Source organism: Ensifer sp. NPDC090286, assembly GCF_044769565.1.
Taxonomy (GTDB): Bacteria; Pseudomonadota; Alphaproteobacteria; order Rhizobiales; family Rhizobiaceae; genus Ensifer.
In genome coordinates this window covers 465,557-486,464 of sequence record NZ_JBIVYF010000002.1, presented here as the reverse complement: position 1 = coordinate 486,464, position 20,908 = coordinate 465,557, and the positions used below count along the sequence as shown (strand labels likewise).

At 64.4% G+C, this 20,908-nt stretch carries 19 protein-coding genes; 15 read left to right on the top strand and 4 right to left on the bottom strand.

The genetic code is table 11. The features are described 5' to 3' along the window. Window positions 1-177 precede the first annotated feature (177 nt). The 9 genes from ACIQUG_RS12455 to ACIQUG_RS12415 all read left to right on the top strand — a co-directional run bounded on the left by ACIQUG_RS12455 (window position 178) and on the right by ACIQUG_RS12415 (window position 9,260). A complete protein-coding gene (locus ACIQUG_RS12455; protein WP_402321746.1) occupies window positions 178-633 on the top strand; it encodes a helix-turn-helix domain-containing protein in 456 nt (151 codons plus the stop codon). Between the two features lie 42 nt (window positions 634-675). Next, complete coding sequence (locus ACIQUG_RS12450) at window positions 676-2,547, top strand: SARP family transcriptional regulator (RefSeq protein WP_402321743.1); 1,872 nt, start codon at window positions 676-678, stop codon at window positions 2,545-2,547. Between the two features lie 32 nt (window positions 2,548-2,579). After that, entirely contained in the window at window positions 2,580-2,801 is a 222-nt protein-coding gene (locus tag ACIQUG_RS12445; protein WP_043613678.1) for a hypothetical protein, read from the top strand. A gap of 7 nt (window positions 2,802-2,808) precedes the next feature. Then, window positions 2,809-4,056, top strand: a complete 1,248-nt coding sequence (locus tag ACIQUG_RS12440) for a YcaO-like family protein (protein WP_402321740.1) — start codon at window positions 2,809-2,811, stop codon at window positions 4,054-4,056. Continuing rightward, the gene (locus tag ACIQUG_RS12435; protein ID WP_402321733.1) at window positions 4,053-4,778 is read left to right on the top strand and encodes a TfuA-like protein; all 726 of its coding nucleotides are present in this window, start codon (window positions 4,053-4,055) and stop codon (window positions 4,776-4,778) included. Before ACIQUG_RS12440 ends, ACIQUG_RS12435 begins: the two co-directional genes overlap by 4 nt. A 119-nt stretch (window positions 4,779-4,897) precedes the next feature. Next, entirely contained in the window at window positions 4,898-5,134 is a 237-nt protein-coding gene (locus ACIQUG_RS12430) for a hypothetical protein (RefSeq protein ID WP_034799160.1), read from the top strand. Window positions 5,135-5,598: 464 nt separating this feature from the next. Then, window positions 5,599-6,636 carry an isopenicillin N synthase family dioxygenase gene (locus ACIQUG_RS12425; RefSeq protein ID WP_402321729.1) on the top strand — a complete coding sequence of 346 codons (1,038 nt, stop codon included), beginning with the start codon at window positions 5,599-5,601 and terminating at the stop codon, window positions 6,634-6,636. Window positions 6,637-6,681: 45 nt separating this feature from the next. Beyond that, window positions 6,682-8,043, top strand: coding sequence for an O-acetylhomoserine aminocarboxypropyltransferase/cysteine synthase family protein (locus ACIQUG_RS12420; RefSeq protein WP_402321726.1), 1,362 nt, complete (start codon window positions 6,682-6,684; stop codon window positions 8,041-8,043). 191 nt (window positions 8,044-8,234) lie between these two features. Next, window positions 8,235-9,260: an NADP-dependent oxidoreductase gene (locus ACIQUG_RS12415; protein ID WP_402321723.1), complete on the top strand. Its 1,026-nt coding sequence runs from the start codon at window positions 8,235-8,237 to the stop codon at window positions 9,258-9,260. Window positions 9,261-9,278: 18 nt separating this feature from the next. Here ACIQUG_RS12415 and ACIQUG_RS12410 read toward each other — a convergent pair whose 3' ends face one another. From ACIQUG_RS12410 to ACIQUG_RS12395, 4 genes are all read right to left on the bottom strand, one after another. Then, on the bottom strand, window positions 9,279-11,054 hold the full coding sequence (locus tag ACIQUG_RS12410) for a tetratricopeptide repeat protein (RefSeq protein WP_402321720.1): 1,776 nt from the start codon (window positions 11,052-11,054) through the stop codon (window positions 9,279-9,281). Window positions 11,055-11,286: 232 nt separating this feature from the next. Then, complete coding sequence (locus tag ACIQUG_RS12405; protein ID WP_043613666.1) at window positions 11,287-11,547, bottom strand: hypothetical protein; 261 nt, start codon at window positions 11,545-11,547, stop codon at window positions 11,287-11,289. 442 nt (window positions 11,548-11,989) lie between these two features. Next, window positions 11,990-13,054: an HAD family hydrolase gene (locus tag ACIQUG_RS12400; protein ID WP_402321716.1), complete on the bottom strand. Its 1,065-nt coding sequence runs from the start codon at window positions 13,052-13,054 to the stop codon at window positions 11,990-11,992. A 45-nt stretch (window positions 13,055-13,099) separates the two neighbouring features. Further along, on the bottom strand, window positions 13,100-14,065 hold the full coding sequence (locus ACIQUG_RS12395) for a formylglycine-generating enzyme family protein (RefSeq protein WP_402323016.1): 966 nt from the start codon (window positions 14,063-14,065) through the stop codon (window positions 13,100-13,102). 278 nt (window positions 14,066-14,343) lie between these two features. On the opposite strand from ACIQUG_RS12395, the gene ACIQUG_RS12390 reads away from it, so the two are divergent. The 6 genes from ACIQUG_RS12390 to ACIQUG_RS12365 are packed head-to-tail and all read left to right on the top strand — an operon-like array spanning window position 14,344 to window position 20,795. Next, entirely contained in the window at window positions 14,344-15,315 is a 972-nt protein-coding gene (locus ACIQUG_RS12390; protein WP_402323015.1) for an AAA family ATPase, read from the top strand. Between the two features lie 16 nt (window positions 15,316-15,331). Beyond that, a complete protein-coding gene (locus ACIQUG_RS12385; RefSeq protein WP_402321713.1) occupies window positions 15,332-16,327 on the top strand; it encodes a DUF58 domain-containing protein in 996 nt (331 codons plus the stop codon). Continuing rightward, window positions 16,327-16,854, top strand: coding sequence for a DUF4381 domain-containing protein (locus ACIQUG_RS12380; RefSeq protein ID WP_402321711.1), 528 nt, complete (start codon window positions 16,327-16,329; stop codon window positions 16,852-16,854). The genes ACIQUG_RS12385 and ACIQUG_RS12380 overlap by 1 nt, the downstream gene beginning before the upstream one ends. Beyond that, window positions 16,841-17,845, top strand: coding sequence for a vWA domain-containing protein (locus ACIQUG_RS12375; protein WP_402321708.1), 1,005 nt, complete (start codon window positions 16,841-16,843; stop codon window positions 17,843-17,845). The genes ACIQUG_RS12380 and ACIQUG_RS12375 overlap by 14 nt, the downstream gene beginning before the upstream one ends. After that, the gene (locus ACIQUG_RS12370) at window positions 17,842-19,413 is read left to right on the top strand and encodes a VWA domain-containing protein (protein WP_402321706.1); all 1,572 of its coding nucleotides are present in this window, start codon (window positions 17,842-17,844) and stop codon (window positions 19,411-19,413) included. The genes ACIQUG_RS12375 and ACIQUG_RS12370 overlap by 4 nt, the downstream gene beginning before the upstream one ends. Continuing rightward, entirely contained in the window at window positions 19,410-20,795 is a 1,386-nt protein-coding gene (locus ACIQUG_RS12365; RefSeq protein WP_402321703.1) for a BatD family protein, read from the top strand. The genes ACIQUG_RS12370 and ACIQUG_RS12365 overlap by 4 nt, the downstream gene beginning before the upstream one ends. Window positions 20,796-20,908: the final 113 nt, after the last annotated feature.

The following is a 20,908-nucleotide window of genomic DNA, read 5'->3' as shown; positions in this document are numbered from 1 at the left end:
TCCTTCAGCTCGCCCGCTTCTGTCCCGATCGCGACGGTCGCTATCCCGTCTCCCCAAGGGAAATCATCAAAGCGTCGCAAATCTTTGTGTTTTAGCCCGTAGTGATTGCATAGCGTCATTTATTCAAGCAAACTCATATGCATGATTTGACCACTCCTACGTGCGGAGGAAATACAAGTGAACACGAAAGCCCCCAGCCAGATCGATGTCTTTGTCGGTTCCCGCGTCAGGATGCGTCGGTTGATGGCCGGACTGAGCCAGGAGAAGCTGGCCGACGGTCTCGGGATCACATTCCAGCAGGTACAGAAGTACGAAAAAGGCACCAACCGCATTGGCGCGAGCCGTTTGCAGGCGATCGCCGATATCCTCGGCGTGCACCCGAGCTTCTTCTTCCAGGAAGGTGAAGACCCGGCCGGCGCACGCAACGGTGCGGGCGACACCACGCGCGAACCGAGCGAAATCTCGTCCTTCGTTTCGTCGAAGGAAGGCATTGCGCTCAACCGGGCTTTCCTGAAGATCACGGACCCGGTGCTGCGCAAGAAGATCATCTCGCTGGTGGCAGCGGTTGCTCAGACGCCGGAGACCGAGACCGCCCGCTCAAGCGCGAGCCACGCTCAGGACCTGCACGGCTAAACACCCGCGCCCGACAGGCCAGCGCCCGACAGGAATGACCGGATGACATTCAGACTGCAGACCCTCGGGCGCTTGCGGCTCGTCGATAACGGCGGGCGTGAGGTAGCGTTTCCCGAAAAGGGTCTGCTGATCCTGTGTCATCTGATCGTCGACGGCCACAGCGAGCAGTCCAGAAACGATATCGCCAAGCTCCTTTGGGACGAGATCGTCCCGAGCCAGGCCTTCGTCAATCTGCGCAAGACGATCTCCCGCATCAGCGCGCGCCAGGAAGAGCTCGGCTGTCATTTTCTGAGTTTCTCCCCGTCGTCCGTGCGCCTCGACGCCAGCCGGCTCAAAAGCGACGTCGATGCCATCGGGCGCGAGGCCGGCGATCCGCTTTCGCGCCTCCAGTGGGCGGTCGAAACGTTCCAGGAAGACTTCCTCAAGGACCTGAAGTCCCAGGGCCAGGCGCTGCATGGCTGGATCGAGCGGCAGCGTGGCGAGCACATGGCGCTGCTGCGCGAAAGCCTGCTGCTCGCAGCAGCGGAGGCGACGAACAACCATCGCAAGCTGGTCAAGGCGGCGGCGACCCGGCTGCTCGAGCGCAACCCGCTCGACGAAGACGTGCGCAAGATCCTGACCCAGGCGTTTCAGCTCGAAGGCAATCACCTGGAGGCACGGGCCGTCTCGAATGGTGGCGGTGCGATCGCAGTCAGCAGGCCGGAGTTTCGATCGGTCTCGACGATAATTGCGCCGACGCCGGAGGCGGCCGTCGACACGCGCCCGCCACGTGTCGTCCTTCTGCCGCCGAACAACGGCGCGATCGATAGTCCGGCAACCCAATTTGCGAGCGCCCTGATCGAAGATGTGACCATCGGGCTTTGCGCGCTTCGCTCGGTTTCGGTGATCGCGCCCTATACAGCCGCGCAAATCAGCCTGCAGGCCGACAAGGCCAACACCTACCAGAAACATGCCATCAGCTACATTCTCGACACGCGCCTCACCGACGAAGGCAGCCGGCTGACGCTCTTCACGCAACTGATCTTCTTTGCCAATGACGAGGTGATCTGGGCCGACCGTTTCAATCTCGACGGTGATGGGCTGATGGCGTCGCGACGGGAAATCGCCCGCCAGATCGCGCTGGCGATCGCCAACCAGGTGGAGCGCAACGAGACCCATCGCCAGACCTACGAGACGAATGTCGGTTCCTACCGCAACTTCCTGCTCGGCCAGCGCTATCTCAAGCAGCTCAATCTTCCGGAGGTACGGCGCGCCCGCAAGAGTTTCCGCGAAGCGCTCTACCAGCACGGCGACTTCGCGCCGGCGATGAGCGGTCTGGCCCGCAGCTATTTCGTCGAATGGCTGCTGACGGCCCGTGGCGACGCCGAATTGCTGGCGCTTGCCGAACGGCATGCGCGCGATGCGGTTGTGGCCGACGACACGCTGGCGACGGGCTACCGCGAGCTTGGCGTCGTCAAGCTCTACTTGAGACAGTTCGACGAGAGCATGGAATACCATGACAAGGCGGAGGCGCTGAGCCCTCAGCACGCCAACGTGATCGCGAGCTATGCCGACACGCTGGTGCAGGCCTCACGCCCCGAGGGCGGCCTGCGCAAGATCCAGGCAGCAATCGAGCTCAACCCGATTGCGCCGGACGAGTATTTCTGGACCGCGGCCGGCGCCAGCTACTCGCTTGGTCAGTATGAGCAGGCGATCGCTTATATCGAGCGCATGCGCGATCCGACCCCTGCCGACCGCCTGGCGGCGGCAAGTTGGGGCATGCTCGGCAACCGGAAGAAGGCGCGCCAGTTCGTCCGTAAGACTTTCGACGTGCATCCGGACTTTGATCTCGACAAGTGGATGACGATCGTTCCCTTTAGGGAAGAATGGCAGCGCGTTCATTATTGCGAGGGCCTGCGCAAGGCAGGCTTCTGATTTCTCACATCGACAACGGCCAGGAGGGGAAAATGGCAAAAGTAGTGGTGATCGGTTTGGCGGACGACAACCGTCTTTGGGTCGCGGATCTGGATGCGGGCACGGTCACGCAGATTGCGACGCCGACGCAGGGACCGCTGGCTGCGGCCAACGACCTGCGCAACAACAGTGGGGCCATGGTGCACAAGGGCGTCAATCTCGCCGTCGTTGCGGCCTCGTCCGGCTCCGTTTCCGGCGGGTTCATGGACGGCTAGTCCACGCGTGGCACAAGCCGCTGAAACCGGCCGGCCGTCGGACGAGCATTCCAGCCGTCCGGCGGCCGGCGCGTTTTGCTATAGCGATCGCGCCTGCCCGCCCGAAGAAACATTCCGGCGGATCGAGGCATACTTGCCGGCGCTCGGCGTCACCCGGCTTGCGCGACTGACGGGCCTCGACCGGATCGGCATCCCGGTGTGGAGCGCCGTATCGCCCAACGCCCGATCGATCGTCATCAACCAGGGAAAAGGCATCACCGACATCGACGCAAAGGTTTCGGCGGCCATGGAGGCGATCGAGCGCACAGTGGCCTGCGCACCGTCAGCCGCGACAAGAACGGCCACCAGCCGGGCTCTTTCCGAAACAGGCGACCGAACATTGCATCTGCCGGGGCTCATCGCGGCCGGGCAAGCGGACCTTCAGGACGACGAAACCATCGACTGGCTTCGGGGCTTCGACCTCTTTGACGGCGCAACCACCTGGGTTCCGCGCGAAGCGGCGATCCTCGACCGCACGATCGTCGGCTGTCGCTACTGGCAATCCTCCGACGGCCTGGCATCGGGCAACACCGAGACCGAGGCGGTCCTGCACGGCTTGCTCGAGCGCATCGAGCGCGATGCAGAAACGCTGTGGCGAATGCTGCCGCTAAGCGGCAAGCACCGCGGCTGCATCGATCCGGGAAGCTTCGAGGATCCCGTTCTCGACGAGCTCGCGGAACGGATCGCCTTGTCGGGCCTGGACCTGCGCCTCTTCGACATGACGAGCGACGTCGGCATTCCCTGCTATGCCGCGACCCTTGCAGGAGCAGGCATTCTTTCGGCCAGGCAGCCGCGCTATCACGATGTCACCATCGGGCACGGCGCCCATCTGGTCGCGCGGCGCGCCGCCATCCGTGCGGTGACGGAGGCTGCCCAGTCGCGGCTCACCTATATCAGCGGCGCCCGCGACGACGTGTTTCCGGAAACCTTCACCCGCGACCTTCCCGAGGAAACGCGAGGCCTGTTTGCCGCCGTGCCGCAGCGGAGAAGCGTAGCCGCGCCACATACCCCGGCCGGGCCGCAGGCGTTGCTCGATGACGTCGTGCAGCAGCTCGAAACGGCCGGCATCCGGACGGTTGTCGTCGTTCCGCTGATGGAAGGCGTAGCGCCTTTCTCCGTGGTCAAGGTCATCGTTCCGGCCCTCGAAAATCCCGACGGTCTGCGCAAGCGCCGTTTCGGCGAACGGGCGCTCGCGCGCGCACTGGAGGCCGGATGAACGTCGTCTTTGTCGGCCCGACCTTGCCCGACGTACGAAACGCCGCGGACAAGAGCGTTCTCGTCCTCCCGCCCGCCGTCCAGGGCGACGTGCTGCGCGCTGTTGAGGACGGCGCAACCGCGATCGGGCTAATCGACGGCAACTTTGAGAATGTCGCGCCCGTCTGGCACAAGGAAATCCTCTATGCCCTGTCGAGAGGCGTGCAGGTCTTCGGCGCGGCCAGCATGGGCGCGCTGCGGGCGGCAGAATGCGCACCCTACGGCATGGTCGGCATTGGCGAGATCTACCGGCAATACGCCGAGGGCGAGCGCGTGGACGACGCCGACGTTGCGCTGATCCACGGCCCCGCCGAACTCGGCTATCTGCCGCTGACGCTACCGCTGGTCAATGTCGATGCGACGCTCAGGCGCCTTTCGCAGAGCCACGTCCTTGCCCCGGAGCTCATCACGTCGATCGGCGCGAACGCGTCCGCCATGTTCTACAAGGAGCGCAACTGGGCGAGCATCGTCGCGCGCGTGGCGCTTCCGGCGGGCACGGACCGCACCCGTCTCGTTGCTCTGCTCGCGCGCGAATATGTCGACCAGAAGGGCATCGACGCGCGACATTTGCTGGACGCACTGCAACATGCACCGGCCCAACGAACGGTTGTACCGCAAAGCTGGAAATTCAATTCTACCAGCATGTGGAAGAGGTTGTTCGGTCAACCTGACGCTTCATCTTAAGGGTGTGGTTTTCAGATACAACGTGTGTCACGCTCATGTCACGCGCACTCCCGCCAAGTCACGCTATGATTGGTCACGCTGGGCTGGGCCTTTGGGTCCAATGGAAGCTGGGGAAAATCATGCTATCTTCATTTGCTGTACCGGTCGAACCGGAAGACAAGGAAAAGGAGCTCTTGGCACTGGCTCGTCTCGTCACCTATGCGCGCGACTCCGCCAAGACCCTCAACGTCGAAGGCGTGCAATACTGCCTCGAACTCGCGCTCGCATCGCTGCTCAAGGAAGCCGAAGACTGCGGCAGCCAGAGAGCACATCTGACCAACGAGCTGCTGACACGCCCGAGCCTCGGTCGCTGCTAGGTTCCACGCCGCTTCTGGGATTACCGTCATTCGGCGGTTGGTCTGCCTCCGCGAACCCTTAGTTTTGCGGATAAGCGACGGCATGACCTCGATGACGCCGACAACCGGCTAGCCCCGTTTTGCCAAAGGCGAAGCGGGGTCGCCGCCGTTGTTCGGCCCGCGGTGGGCCCGTCCCCGCGCTCCGCCGCGATCGGATTTGGTCGCAGAAGCGATCGCTCTCTCGCACCGCATGAGCCAGCCCCCGAGAATTCGGAAAACAAACGGCCGGGACGGATATTCCCCGCAAGCCAGTTCCGTTCGAAAGCCCGCTTCGCGCTTTCGTTGAAATTTAGTCCATAATTTCCATAGACAATATTGAGTGGCCCAGCCACCTCCGGTTAGGCTTCTCCCATCATGTGCGAACCGGCGCAGGGCCCTTGTCCGAGGGACTGCCCCGAACGCCCGAACGACCAAGGGAGACCAGCTTGAGCCAGACAAATCCAACCCTGCCCGTCCTTGACCTCTCACGCTTTGCGGCGGGCCACCCCGAGCGGGCCGCAGCGCTCGACGAGTTGCGTAGCGTTGCCCGCTCGGTGGGCTTCTTCTATCTCGAGGGCCACGGCATTCCGCAGGAAGAGATCGACGGCATTCTTTCGCTTTCGCGCCGCTTCTTCGCGCTGCCGGAGGATGACAAGCTGGCGATCGAAATGCGCAACTCGCCGCACTTCCGCGGCTACAATCGCGCCGGCCTCGAATATACCCGGGGCACCCAGGACTGGCGCGAACAGGTGGACTTCGGCCCTGAGCGCCGGAGCCTCGATATCGCGTCCGGCGACGCGCCTTGGAAGCGGCTCGTCGGCCCGAACCAGTTTCCAGACGCCTTGCCGGAACTGAAGCCTGCGATCCTTGGCTATATCGAAGCCGTCACCGGGCTCGGCATCCGCTTGATCGAGATTTTCTCCGAAGCGCTCGGGCAGAAGCCCGATGTCTTCGGGCCGATCTATAAGGACGGCCCCAACCAGTTGCTGAAGATCATCCGCTATCCCGGCCGCGACAAGACCGAAAGCGACCAGGGCGTGGGCGCCCACAAGGATGGCGGCTTCGTCACCATCCTGTTGCAGGACGTGGTCGGCGGGCTGCAGGTCGACGACGGCAAGGGCGGCTGGATCGACGCGCCGCCGAAGCGCGGCAGCTTCGTCATCAATGTCGGCGAACTCCTGGAACTGGCATCGAACGGCTATCTGCTCGCCAACATCCACCGGGTGGTGACGCCGCCGGCCGGCGGCGATCGGCTTTCGGTCGCCTTCTTCCTCGGCGCCAATCTCGCATCGACCATCCCTGTCCTCGATCTGCCGCCACAGCTTGCAGCCGAGGTCCGCGGCGTCACCCAGGATCCGCAGAACCCCCTCTTCCACGAGGTCGGCCGCAACGTGCTGAAGTCCCGGCTGCGCTCGCACCCCGATGTCGCCGCCGCGCACCACGCAGACCTGCTGGAACAGCCAAAGGCGGCCGTGCCCGCCTGACCAACCGGACAGCGCCGATCAACCTGAGAGCCAAGGAGAAATGGCATGACGATCTATCAGAAGCCGGAAGAGCCTGCAGTCGAGATCCAGGTGCCAACCGGCTTGCGCGAAGCCAGCGGCCGGCTGCGTCCCGAAACGCTGGCGCTCCACGGCGGAAGCTATCGCTTCGATCCGGCAACCGGCGCCGTCGCCGTGCCGATCTACCAAACGACCTCCTACCAGTTGCCCGGCACCGACGGCGCCGACAAGCTCTTTGCGCTGGAGGCGCCCGGGCATCTCTACACCCGCGTCTCCAATCCGACGCAGGACGCCTTCGAACAACGGCTGGCGGAAATCGAAGGAGGTGCAGCAGCGCTCGCACTTGGTTCCGGCCAGGCGGCATCGGCTTTCGCGCTTCTGAACCTTGCGCGCTCCGGCGACAACGTCGTCAGCGCCGCGGGCCTTTATGGCGGCACCTGGGCGCTGTTTGCCGCGACGCTGAAAAGCTTCGGCATCGAGGTTCGTTTCGTCGATGCGGCGGATCCGGAAGCCTTTGCCCGGGCGACGGACGAGCGGACGCGCGCCTACTACGCCGAGTCCCTGCCGAACCCGAAGCTCGAGGTCTTTCCGATTGCCGAGGTCGCCGAAATCGGCAAGCGCTTCGGCATTCCGCTGATCGTCGACAACACCGCAGCGCCGCTGACGATCCGTCCTTTCGACCATGGCGCTGCCGTCGTCGTCTACTCGACGACGAAGTACATCGGCGGGCACGGCACCTCGATCGGCGGCGCGATCATCGACAGCGGCCAGTTTCCCTGGCACGAGCATGAGGCGCGGCATCCGAACCTGCACGAGCCGGACCCGAGCTACCAGGGCAAGACCTGGCTCGAAAAGGCGGCCGCAATCGCGTTTCATCCCTATATCCTGCGCGCTCGCGCCGTGCTGCTGCGCGACCTTGGTGCGGCGATCAGCCCGCTGAACGCATTCCAGTTCATCCAGGGCCTGGAAACGCTGCCTCTGCGGATCCGGCAGCACAACGAGAACGCCATCAAGGTGGCCGAGTTCCTGCGCACCCACCCGAAGGTGGCGCGGGTGATCTTTCCGAAGTTCCAGGATGGCGAGGCGAAGGCGCGCGGCGAAAAATATCTGCTGAACGGCCACTATGGTGCGCTTGTCGGCTTCGAACTGAAGGACGGTCGCGAGGCGGGACGGCGTTTCATCGACGGGTTGAAGCTGCTCTACCATGTCGCCAATATCGGCGACGCGCGCTCGCTCGCCATCCATCCGGCAACGACGACCCATTCGCAGCTGTCTGAGATCGACCAGCTGAAAACCGGCGTGACGCCCGGCTATGTCAGGCTCTCGATCGGGATCGAACATGCCGACGACATCATCGCCGACCTCAGGCAGGCGATCGACGCCGCCTGAGCGAGCGACGCTTTCGCATCTTCCGCGGGCTCATCCAAGAGGGGTGAGCCCGCGGTGCCGTTTTCGGTTCAAGACACGTCCATAGGCCTTTGTTTCGTTTCATGCGAAAAGGGGGCAGTCATGTCGGATTGATGTTGCCGGGCGCGTCCGTCGCCGCGGCACATCGAGACGCGCACAAGGAGGAAAAGACAATGAACACGAACACCCAGGTCCTGCTTGCCGCGCGGCCATCCGGGAAACCGGCGCCCAGCGATTTCCGCGTCGTCGAAACGGCAATTCCGGAGCCGGCGGAAGGCGAGGTTCTCCTGAAGATCCTCTACCTTTCGCTCGACCCCTATATGCGCGGCCGGATGAATGCCGGCCGGTCCTATGCCAAGCCGGTGGAGATCGGTTCGGTCATGGAGGGCGGTACGGTCGCCCGCGTCGTCCGCTCGCGGCACCCGGATTTCAGCGACGGCGACTTCGTGCTTTCCCACTCCGGCTGGCAAAGCTATGCGCTGTCGCGCGGTGCTGACCTGCGCAAGCTCGATCCGGCGGCCGCGCCCCTGTCGACGGCGCTCGGCATTCTCGGCATGCCCGGCTTCACCGCCTATGCGGGGCTGCTGACGATCGGCAAACCGCAGCCCGGCGAAACGGTCGTCGTTGCGGCCGCAAGCGGCGCCGTCGGCTCGGCGGTCGGGCAGATTGCCCGCATCAAGGGCGCGCGCGCAGTCGGGATCGCCGGCGGCGCGGACAAATGCGCCTTCGTTCGCGACACGCTCGGCTTTGACGCCGTGATCGATCATCGGGCGCCGGACTTCGCCGAACAACTCGCCGCCGCCTGCCCGAAAGGCATCGACGTCTATTTCGAAAATGTCGGCGGCCATGTCTGGGATGCAGTGTTTCCGCTGCTGAACGATTTCGCCCGCGTGCCCGTCTGCGGCCTTATTGCGCACTACAACCAGCCCGCAGGCGCACAAGCCGGAGGCGACCGGCTGCCGGGCGTCATGCGTGAAGTGCTGAGCCGGAGCCTGCTCATCCGGGGCTTCATCCAGCGCGAATTTGCCGACCAGCGGCCGCTCTTCTATCAGGAGATGGCCGGCTGGATCAAAGGCGGCGAGGTGCGATATCGCGAAGACATCGTCGACGGAATCGAGAATGCGCCGGAGGCCTTCATCGGCCTGCTCGACGGCCGCAATTTCGGCAAACTGGTCATCCGGGTCGCCGCCGAAAGCTGAGAAGGCTCGGGCCCGGCCTTACTGCTGGGCGACCGGATGCAAGCCGGCCTTGGCGAGACCGTCGTCGAGCAGTGCGATCAGGTCCGGCGCATAGCCGCGAGCGACCAGTTCCGCGTCGTATGGCTGTGGCGAGCGCGTTCTGCTCAGGCGCAATCCATCCAGGGCGCTTGTCGCCTCACGCGTCAGGCCGAGCTGGCCTGCCGCTGCCACGCGCAGAAGATTGACGGCAGTGTCCGCCGGATTGGCAAGCTCGCGGGCGCGCCTCAGCGCTTCGCGATAGCGGCCGCTGCGATAGTCTTCCAGCGCCATGGTCAGCGCGGCGTCGTGGTGCAGATACTCGCTGCCGGCATCCGCCACGCGGGCCAGGTTCACGCCGTCCGAATAGGCGCCGCTGACGAACAGCAGCAGGCCGAGCCGAGCCGGAATGGCATCGTCGAGCGGATTGAGCGCCGCCGCGCGACGACCGGAGATGAACGCCGCTTCCGTCTCGCCAGCCGCAAAGCGCGCCTGCATCTGGGCCACATAGCTCTGGCTCGATTGCGGCGCCAGAGCAACGGCCTTGTCCGCAAGTTTCAAGGCACGCTCGGCAACCGTCGGCGCAGCGCTGGCTTCGCCGGTCGCAACCAGCACCATCGCCAGGCTCGCCAGAACATCGGCGTCGGCGGCCTGGTAGGAGACCGATTTTTCGAGGCACCCGTGAGCCGAAGCCAGGCCCTCAGGATCGATCCGTGCTAGCGCCACATCCGCCTGCAGCACGCAGCCGTAGCCGATCGACGGCGTCACCAGCTGCCGCGCAGCCTCCAGGCTGACGATGACGCCCTCCTCGCCGGCAAGCGAAAGAGCAAGACGAGAAAGCAGCTTCTCCTGTATTTCGCGCGCATCGCCACTGTCGAGCGCCGCCTTCGAAATGCCGGCTCTCAAGGCCTCGTTGCTTTGCACGTCGATGACCTGCCAGGAGACCTCGTGCTGGCGTTCGTCGGTGCTGTAGGCGATCGAAAGCCTGTATTCCTTGCTGCCCTGCAGCTTGACCGGCGGCGCGGACGAGACCCACCCGGTGATCGAAGCCACATCGACACCCGCGGGCGAGACCGGCGCGAGGGTACGGACAGCGGAAAACTGCGAGAGCGCGTGGACCAGATAGTCTCCGGCCTTCTTCTGCACGTCGTCGTCGGCCCCGAGCCGCGTCGGCACGTCAACGACGATAGTCGGCTTGGCCGAGAAAACCGGTTGCCAGGGAAGATGGTCGGCCACGGACAGGTAGAAGGCCCCGGCCATGACCGCCGCGCCGGCACCGAGTGCCGCGAAGCCGGCAAGCGGGGGCCATTTGCGCGCAATCGCGGCCGGTGCAATCACCGGCTCTACGGGCTGCTCGGCTGCGGGCTCTGCAACCGGCGCCGCGCTCTCGGGCATCCCTTGCAAGGGCTCGCCGCTAATCACGAACTGTGGGACGTAATTGCCCTTCGGCAACTCGATGCGAAGCTCCGCTCTTTCGCCGAGCGCCTCGTAATACTGCGCCAGGGCCGCGCGCAGGCGCGACGCTTCCACCCGCACGATCGGGTCGGTCGCAGGATCGAAGGACGCGGGCCGCCCAAAGACGTCGATGGCGATCGTGTAGGCTTTCACCTGGCCCGAACGGCCAGCGAAAAACTCGTCAACCAGATACCGCAACAGCTTGCGATGACGCTCGGTCGCGTGAAACTGGCTATCGGCAAGAATGCGCTCAAGGGCGGCTCGCGCCTCGCATTCTGCAACGGCAATGCAGTTCATATGACCCGCATTTCTGCTGGCTTCCATGATGCGCTCCCAACTGCCACAACCCCAAAGAGAGTGCAACGCGAGGCGAACTCTAGACGAGAGCTTCTGTGGCGGAAAGAAGAATATCGCACCGTCACAAAATATTTTTATCGAAGAATTGAATCATTTTAAATTGGAACAGGAACCCCGATAATTCCCATAGAATTCTTGTGGGGTTTTCGTCGCTCTGGCAAGCTCAAGCGATGTATTCGTTAATCACAACGGACTAGGCTCATGTCCCCGTATCGGCGATACAGACGGAAATGACTTCTTCTTCGATCTCGCGACAGATCAATTCATACTCCGAGATCATCGAATGATCCAGAGGGGCGAGACGCCTTTGCCGGTCAAGCATCGAGCTTGCTTCCTCATAGGCTTCGCAGAGGCTTGCCAGGGACTGGTTCTTGGCACTGATCAATTGCAACTGGCCGCGCAATGCCGGCAGCTTGAGCATAAGCTTCAGAAGTCCCCGTTGAAAGGCTGCGCTGGGCATGGGTTACCATCCGCCTGAACGACAATCGATGCTCATGCATTGGCATTCCCCGGGGGTGTCAGTGACGACCAGACACCGTTGCGGGCGGGGGCCGGCTCGCCGGTCGGCGCTTGTGGCCAATCCGGCCCTCGCTTACCTCTCCCCTGAACGAAAAGTGGCACGAACGCCGATTTTCGGAAGTACGTAACAGTAACATTGGCCCGTATTGGCCGCCGTCTTGGCGATCTTCGCCCCGAATCCTCATGAATTGCGCCGTCACCGGCTGCATGGGCGATATCGCGATCGATCCTGGGAAATATTCCGGGGCGGGATAGACGCGCCAGAGCAGCATCGTTCGCGCGGCGATGGCCTGCCGGTGCCGCGCGCACAGCAAGTCGCGCTCGGCGTCGGCCTTCGCCTCGACATCGATCGCTGGCGCATACCGCGCCAGCAGCGCAGCCGTTTATTTTTCGAAGGCGTAGATCTTGCGCCAGTCGTTCTTCATGTCGACCAGCAGCCAGTTCCGCTGCTCGGCCTCGGTCATCGCCTTGTCCAGCTTGCCGACCGGCGATTGGCGATCATAGGCCCATTCGCGCTCGCCGTCCGTATGGTGCACGATCATGCCGAACCGCGGGCCGGAGCCGGCCGTCACCCAACGCAGCATCTCGTAGTCGCCATCGGAATTGCCGGCAGCAAAGATCGGCCGCCGGCCGATAAAGGTGTTGATCCCGACCGGCTTGCCGGCACCGTCGTCGATGAAGTCGATCTTGGGTTCGCGCATGAGCACCGGCGCGTCGCCGTCGAGTTCGTACTTCGTCGCGATGCTGCTGCCGACCACCTGCTCGGGCGGGATCCCATACATCTGCTCGGTCATCGGCCGCATGAACTCGATACCGCCGCCCGAGACGATATAGGTCTTGAAGCCGTTTGCCCGCAGATAATCGAGCAACTCGCGCATCGGCAGAAAGGTGATCTCGTTATAGGGGCGATCGAAGCGCGGGTGCCGGGCGGTCGCAAACCAGTCCTTGACGGTCTTCGTGAACGCGTCCGTCGTCATTCCGGCATGAGTCGCCATGACCAGTTCGACGATGCCTTTTTCGCCGGCGGCCGCAACGCCGGCCATGTCGCCCTTCAACAGCGATGCGAAGGGTTCCTTGTCCTTCCACTCGGGATGCTCGGGCGCCATCGCCTTGACGCGGTCGATGGCGAACATGCCCTGGAAATAGTTCGGCTGCTCGGTCCAGAGCGTGCCGTCATTGTCGAAAACGGCGATCCGCTCTGCCGGCGCCACGAAATCGGCGCTGCCCTCGCTGGTGACCCGTGTGACGAAATCGACGATCTCGGTTTTCGCAGCGCCATCGTTCCACGAAGGGAGCGTGTCGGCCGGCGCATCCGCTGCCAGGAGCGCGCTCGGCGATGCAAAGGCCGCAGCGAACGTAAGCAGCAGGCCGGCGAGCCTGGAGCGACGCCGCAGTCTACGGGCATCGCCGTCCACCACGGACCCGGAACGCATCGCTGTTGCCGTCATCATCCATCCTCCTCGCGGAACGGTTTTTAAAGTCCTCTGGCCGGATCAGGGCCGCCGAATGCAACGGAACCCGATATGGGTCGTCGCCGCGTTTTCCTCATGCGCGTGACGCGCCGCCGGCCGATACCGGCGACAATAGTTGGGCGCGCAGAGGTGCGAGCCCCCTTTCACCACCCGACGGGCAATGTGGAGCGTGGGCTGGCGCGGATCGAAGCTCGCCTCCCGGTCCCCGCCCCGCGGATTGGCGGGAATGCAGCAGCTCTTTTGCGCCGGCGCCGGGTGGCGGGTCGACCAGAAGTCGCTGGTCCATTCCCAGGTGTTGCCGATCATGTCGTAGAGGCCGTAGCCATTGGCGGGGAAGCTCGCGACCGGCGAGGTCCGCTCGAAGCCGTCGGGCCTCAGGTTTTCCGTTGGAAACAGGCCGTGCCAGGTGTTCGCCATGAAGCGCCCATCCGGGACCAGTTCGTCTCCCCAGGCAAATTCCGCGCCTTCGAGCCCGCCTTTCGCGGCGAACTCCCACTCTGCTTCCGTCGGCAGGTCCTTGCCCGCCCAGGCTGCATAGGCCCTGGCGTCGAGAAAGGAGACCTGCACGACCGGATGGTCGAGCTTGCCGCGGATGTTGCTTTGCCGCCCGTAGGGTCGCCGCCAATCGGCGCCGAACTTGAAGTTCCACCATTGCGACGGACTGTTGCCGGCCACCCGTTTCGGCGGATCGAAGATCACCGAGCCCGCCCGCATCATCTCCGGAAGCGCACCGGGATAGTCCTTCGGGTCTGGCGTCTTTTCGGCCTCGGTCACGTAGCCGGTCGCCTCGACAAAAGCCGCAAACTGCCGGTTCGTAACGGGCGTGACGTCGATCCAGAAGCCGTCGACCTTCACCGGATGGGCCGGCGCCTCCTCCGGATAGTGCTTGTCCGAGCCCATGACAAAGGTCCCGCCCTCTATCCAGACCTGCTCGCGGGCGCTGATCGCCGCCGGCGTTTCGTCGACAAGGGGCATTTTCGGGGACATTTGCATCTGGCTCTGATCTCCCTGGGCGCCATCGGCAAAGATATCCGCAGACGGCCGGCACACGTTAGCGCCAAATGCCCGCCGCCCAAAGTACGTAACCGTTACGCAATCGCCCGAAGCCTCTGGAATGCGAAACCGCCTGCCGTGGGACGTATCCGCCAGCGTCACGCAGTCCTTCGTTACTGTTACGTTCTTTCCAATCGGGCTGATTTAACAATAAGCTCAAGCGAAAGTTCATGACGACTGATGTTGCCGACAGGGCAAGGGAGCAGGACTTCATGGGTGCACGCGACGATATCCAGCAACTCGGCAAGCGCATCGGCGAAGCGATCATCGGCCAGGAAGGCATGATCGAGCGCCTGCTGCTGGGGTTGCTCAGCAACGGCCACCTGCTGGTCGAGGGCCTGCCCGGACTTGCGAAAACCCGCGCGATCAAGAGCATGGCGAAGAACCTCGATGCGGAGCTTTCGCGCATCCAGTTCACGCCGGACCTCTTGCCGGCCGACATCACCGGCTCCGAAGTCTATTTCTCCGAGGGCGGCAAGGGCGCGTTCCAGTTCCAGGAAGGGCCGATCTTCGCCAATCTCATTCTCGCCGACGAAGTGAACCGCGCGCCGGCCAAGGTGCAGTCGGCCCTGCTCGAGGCGATGGAGGAGCGCCAGGTCACGATCGGCGGCAAGAGCCATATGCTGCCCGATCTCTTCCTGGTCATGGCGACCCAGAACCCGATCGAGCAGGAAGGCACCTATCCGCTGCCCGAGGCGCAGCTCGACCGCTTCCTCATGCACATCCAGGTGGACTATCCGGATGCGGCCTCCGAGGCGGACATCATGCGGCTCGTACGCTCTGAGGAGACCAACGCCAAGTCCGACAACCATGCGACCGAGAAGCTCGCCCAGGACGCGGTCTTCGTGGCGCGCAAGGAAATTTCGGCGATCACCGTTTCCGAAGCGATCGAAAACTACATCGTCGCGCTGGTGATGGCGACGCGCTATCCCGACAAGGTCGACAAGGATCTCGCCAAATGGCTCCAGGTCGGCGTCAGCCCGCGCGGCGTCATCGGCCTCGACAAGGTTTCGCGGGCGCATGCCTGGCTGAACGGCCGCGACTTCGTCACGCCCGACGACGTGCAGGCGACCGTGCACGACGTCTTTCGCCATCGCCTGGTGCTTTCCTACGAAGCCCATGCTGGCGGCACCACCGCCAACCAGGTGATCGACCGCATCGTCGAGCTCGTCGCGGTCGCCTGAGGATGGAGGTTCCTCGATGGCCATATCCTTGCCGGCCCTCGCCCGCTCACGCGGCATCATAAAGCCCCGCACGGCCGACACCACCGGCGTCTATACCTCCGTGGACGCGCTTGTCGGCCTCGAAGCCATGGCCCGCGACCTGACGTTCCTGCGCAAGGCGCCGGTGCGGCGCCTGCTTGCCGGGCGTCATGAATCGCGCATGCGCGGCCGCGGACTTTCCTTCGAGGAACTGCGCAACTACCTGCCCGGCGACGACATCCGCGCGATCGACTGGCGCGTGACGGCGCGCACCGGCAAGCCGGTCGTGCGCGTCTACGACGAGGAGAAGGATCGTCCGGCCCTCATTGTCGTCGACCAGCGTATCAACATGTTCTTCGGCAGCCGCCGCGCGATGAAGTCGGTCGCCGCGGCAGAGGTCGCAGCGCTCGCCGCCTGGCGCGTGCTGGCGCTCGGCGACCGTGTCGGTGGCTTCGTCTTCGGCGACGAGGAGGTGACCGAGACGCGCCCCTATCGCAGCCGCGAAGCGGTGATCCGGCTCGCCGACAGCATCGTTCGCCACAACACCGCGCTGCAGGCGGGTTCGCAGGCGCCGCATGGCGCCGAGCAGCTCGATGTCGTGCTGACGACCGTCGCCAACATCGCCCGGCACGATCACCTGGTCATCGTCATCAGCGACTTCGACGGCTACAGCCTCGAAACCCGCGACATGCTTTTGAAGCTTTCGGCCCACAACGACGTGATCTGCGTTCTGATCTACGATCCCTTCCTGCTCGAACTGCCGCGCAAGGGCGATATCGTCTTCAGCGGCGGGCTGCTTCAGGCCGAAGTGCAGTTCGGCCACGGCAATGTGCGCGAGGCGATCGACAGCTTTGCCCGCAAGCGCGGGCGGGCGCTGCGCGCCTGGCAGGAGGAGCTCGGCCTGCCGATGCTGCCGATCTCATCAGCGGAAGAGGTAGCGCCGCAGCTGCGCACCATGCTCGGCCAACTCGCCAGCCGGCAGCGGAGGCGATGATGGCGACGGCAGCCCCTCCGAAAGACCCGTTGCTCGAGGCCGCCCTTCGCGGGCTCGCGGATATCGCCTTGCCGCAGCCGGTCTCGATGATGCCTCAAACCCAGGCATGGGCAGCGCTCGGCTGCTTCATATTGCTGCTGATCGCGCTTGCCTGTTGGCGCTGGTACCGCCGCTGGGAGGCCAATAGCTACCGCCGCGAAGCACTCGCCGACCTCAGGAAGATCGAGGCCGGAGTGGCTGCCACCGGCACGCGTGGCGAGGCCCTTGTTGCCCTGCCTGTCCTTTTGAAGCGGACCGCGCTTTCGGTCTGGCCGCGCGAGGCCATTGCCGGCCTGCACGGCACCGGCTGGACCAAATACCTCGACGCTCATTCCGGCGGCCCCGTCTTCCCGATCGCCTCTGCGCGTTTTTTCGAGGAAGCCGAGTATCGCGGCAGCCAGGCGCTCGCCGCGGTCCCTGAGGCAGAGGCAAGGGCTTACATCGCAGCAGCGCGGCATTGGATCGAGGCGCATCATGTACGTGCTTGACCATGCCTGGGCGCTGATCCTCTTGCCGTTGCCCTTCCTCGTCTGGTGGCTGCTTCCGCCATACCGCGAGCAATCGGCTGCCGTCAGGGTGCCGTTCTTCAAGGACATCACGGCGGCCGCCAATCTCGGCCCGACCGAAGGTTCCGTCGTTCCGAGGACCAATCTCGGCCAGAAGGTGATCGCGCCCCTGTGCTGGACACTGATCGTGCTGGCGCTGGCCCGGCCGCAATATGTCGAGCCGCCGATCGAAAAGGTAGAGCCGCAGCGCGACCTGATGCTGGCGATCGATCTTTCGCAATCCATGGACACACGCGATTTTCGCGATCCCTCCGGCAACCTGCAGACCCGCGCCGAAGCCGTGCACAAGGTGGTCGCCGACTTCATCGACCGGCGTCCCAATGACCGGCTCGGCCTGATCGCCTTCGGCGATGCGCCCTATCCGCTCGTTCCGTTCACGCTTGACCACAAGACCGTCAAGCTAATGCTGGCCGACAGTCTGCCAGGCATGGCCGGTCCGCGCACCGCCGTCGGCGACGCGATCGGGCTTGCGATCAAGATGTTCGACGCCAGCACCGCGCCGGACAAGGTGATGATCCTCTTGACCGACGGCAACGACACCGCCAGCAAGATGCCGCCCGACAAGGCCGCCGGCATCGCCGCCGAGCGAAAAGTGGTGATCCACACGGTCGGCATCGGCGATCCCAATGCCCAGGGCGAACAGAAGCTCGACACCAAGGCGCTGCAGCAGATCGCCGAAGCGACGAAGGGGCGCTACTTCTTCGGCCAGGACCAGGCCGGTCTGCAAAACATCTACCAGTTGCTCGACCAGTTGACGCCGGCAAACCAGAAGACGCTCTCCTGGCGGCCGCGCATCGAGCTGTTCCACTATCCGCTTGGCGCAGCACTGCTGCTTGTGCTCGCCTATCATGCCGCCATGTGGCTCCTGTCGTCGCTCGGTGATCGCCGTCAGCGCCGGGAGGCAGCGCCATGATCGCGGATTTTCATTTTCTGCGGCCGCTGTGGCTGCTGGCGATCGCCGCCGTCCCGCTGCTGATCTATCTCGTAACCCGGCGCGGCGATGTCCGCTCGCAGTGGCAGGACATGATCGCACCGCACCTGCTCGATCATCTGCTGATCGACAAGGGCGGCAAGCGGCGCTTCCAGCCGGTACATATCACCGCTGCGTTGATCGCCGTTGCGGCGGTCGCGGCCGCCGGCCCGACCTGGCAGCGCGAGCGGCCGCCCTTCGTCGAGGACACCGCGCCTCTGGCCATCGCCATCGACCTCAACCCGACGATGAACGCGACCGATATTTCGCCGACGCGGCTCGAACGTGCCAAGCTCAAGGTCCAGGACATTCTCGAGCGGCGGAAAGGCTCGCGCACCGCCCTGTTCGCCTATGCCGGTTCCGCCCACATGGTGCTGCCGCTCAGCGACGACGCGGCGCTGGTGAAGTCCTACCTTGCCGCGCTGTCACCGCAGATCATGCCGGTCGACGGCAAGGACACGGCCAAGGCCCTCCAGGCGGTCGAGAAGGCACTCGCCAACGAAACGGTGCCCGGCACCATCCTGTTCATGACCGACGGCGTCGAGCGTTCCGCCTTCAAGGCCTTCGGTGATTATCAGGGGCGCAACTCATTGATGGTGCTCGGCATCGGCACCGCCGAGGGCGGCCCGGTCAAGACGGCGGACGGCGGGTTCCTGACCGATGCCACCGGCGCGCATGTCCGGGCGAAACTCGATGTCGAGGGCCTCAAGGCGCTGCAGTCGGCCTCCAAGGCCGAGGTCGCGTCGGTGACCGCCGACGACGCCGATGTCAGCTGGATCGTCAGGCGCATCCAGACGAATTTTGCCGCGAAGACGGCCGAGGGGCTGACGCGCTGGCACGATCTCGGCTGGTGGCTGACGATCCCGATCACCGTCTTCGGCCTCTTCTGGTTCCGCCGTGGCTGGACCATCCGCTGGGCGGTCTATCTGCTCGCTGCCATTTCGCTGATCGGCAACGATCGGGCAGAGGCAGCGGACAACCGCTTTGTCGACCTCTGGCTGACGCCGGACCAGCAGGGCCGACGCGCCTTCGAGCAAGGCGATTTCCAGGGCGCATCAGAAACGTTCGCCGATCCCGCCTGGCGCGGCGCGGCGCTCTACCGTGCCGGTCGCTTCCAGGATGCGATCGACGCCTTTGCCGAGAGCGATACGGCCGAAAGCTACTACAATCAGGGCAATGCGCTGCTGCACCTCGACAAGGCCGAGGAGGCGATCGCCGCCTACGAACAGGCGTTGAAGCGCCGTCCCGACTGGCCGGACGCCAAGAAGAACCTCGACATCGCCCGGAAGAGAAAGACCGACAAGGACAAGCAGGAACAGGACGCACGGCAGGAGCAGGCGGGCATCGACCCCGACCAGGTCCAGTTCGACGACAAGGGCAAGAAGGGAACGGAAGCCACCGTTCAGGGCGGACCGCAGACGGCCGACATGTGGATGCGCAACATCCAGGTGTCACCGGCCGAACTGCTGGCAAGAAAGTTTGCGATCGAAGCGAAGGAGGAGGCCCCGTGACAGCCCTCGTCGCCCTGCAACGTCTGGTTCTCTGGCTCGTCGGCCTGTCGCTCTCGTTCGCGGGCACGGCCTTCGCCGCCGATCCTTTCGCCCGCGCAACGGTCACGACGAAGGGGCCGATCTATGCCGGCCAGCAGATCGAAGTCGACGTCGACGTCTTCGTGCCGAACTACTTCCTTTCGCCGCCGCAGTTTCCCCTGTTCGACCTTCCCGGCACTGTCGTCACCATGCCCGACGAACGCGGCATGAATCTCAACGAGACCGTCAACGGCGAGGCCTTCTCCGGCATCCGCAAGACCTACGCGATCACCCCGCAGGCACCCGGCGATTACGTGCTGCCGGCTGCGGTCATTCCGTTCGGCTATGCCGCCGTGCCCGGCCAGACGAGCAAGGGTCAGGTGACATTGCCTTCGCTCAAATTCACGGTCGAAGCCGTTCCTCAGGGCGCGGGCGGAAAGGCCGGCGTCACCGCCGGAGAAATCACCATCGCCCAGTCGTTCGACCGGGATCCGGCGGGGTTGAAGGCAGGCGACGCTCTGGTGCGAACGATCACCATCCGCGCAGCCGGACTGGCGCCGATGATGATCCCCGAACCGACCTTCGATGCCCCGGCAGGCGTGCAGGTCTACCGGCACGACCCCGTGCTTTCGCAGGAACGCACGTCACGCGGAGAGATAACGGCGGGGTTGCGCAAGGACGTGGCGACCTACGTCTTTGCAAAGCCCGGCAGCTATTCGCTTCCGGCGATCAGCCTGCCCTGGTTCGATCCGGCGAGCGGATCGATGCAGTCGGCCGAAGCGGCTGGCGCTACCGTCAGCGTCGGTGCGGCTCCAGTGGTGGAGCCTGCGCTCGCCCCGCCGACCTCGCCGCCGTCCGAGGAACCCTTCGACTGGCTGTGGTGGTTCAGCATCGTGGCATCGGTCGCCGCCCTTGCGGCGCTTATCCAGCTGACCGCCAATCTGTTCGGCCGCCTCGAAATTAGGCTGGAAACCGCACACGAACAGAGGGCGCAATCCGAGGCGACGGCGTTTCGCCATGTGCTCGACGCCTGTCGGGATCATGACCCGTCGCGGCTGGAGGCGGCGCTCGACCATTGGTCGCGCCGCACCGGCAACACGCCGCTCTCGCGCTGGCTCGACAGCTTTGCCGACCCGGCGACGGCAAACGCATTCGCCGATTTTCGCCGCAGCCGATACGGTAGCCCCGGCCCCCATCAGGACGGGCCGGATCTTCCGCGGCTGCGCGCCGGCCTGAAGGCGGCAAGACAGCGCTGGCTTGCGGAAACCTCCGCCGATGGCGGCGGCCCGGCATCGGACCTGCCCGATCTCAACCCCGGACTGGAGGCCGAACCGCCAAGGCGCCTTGTTGCCGGTCAGGCCTGATTTACACGCCGTTGCCTGCCTTCGTAACTGTTACGTACTTACCCGTGAACGCCCACCGGTAGAAGTTGCATCGGTAAGCTCAAACCTTTGCCTGCATTCCGAGAGCGATTGCT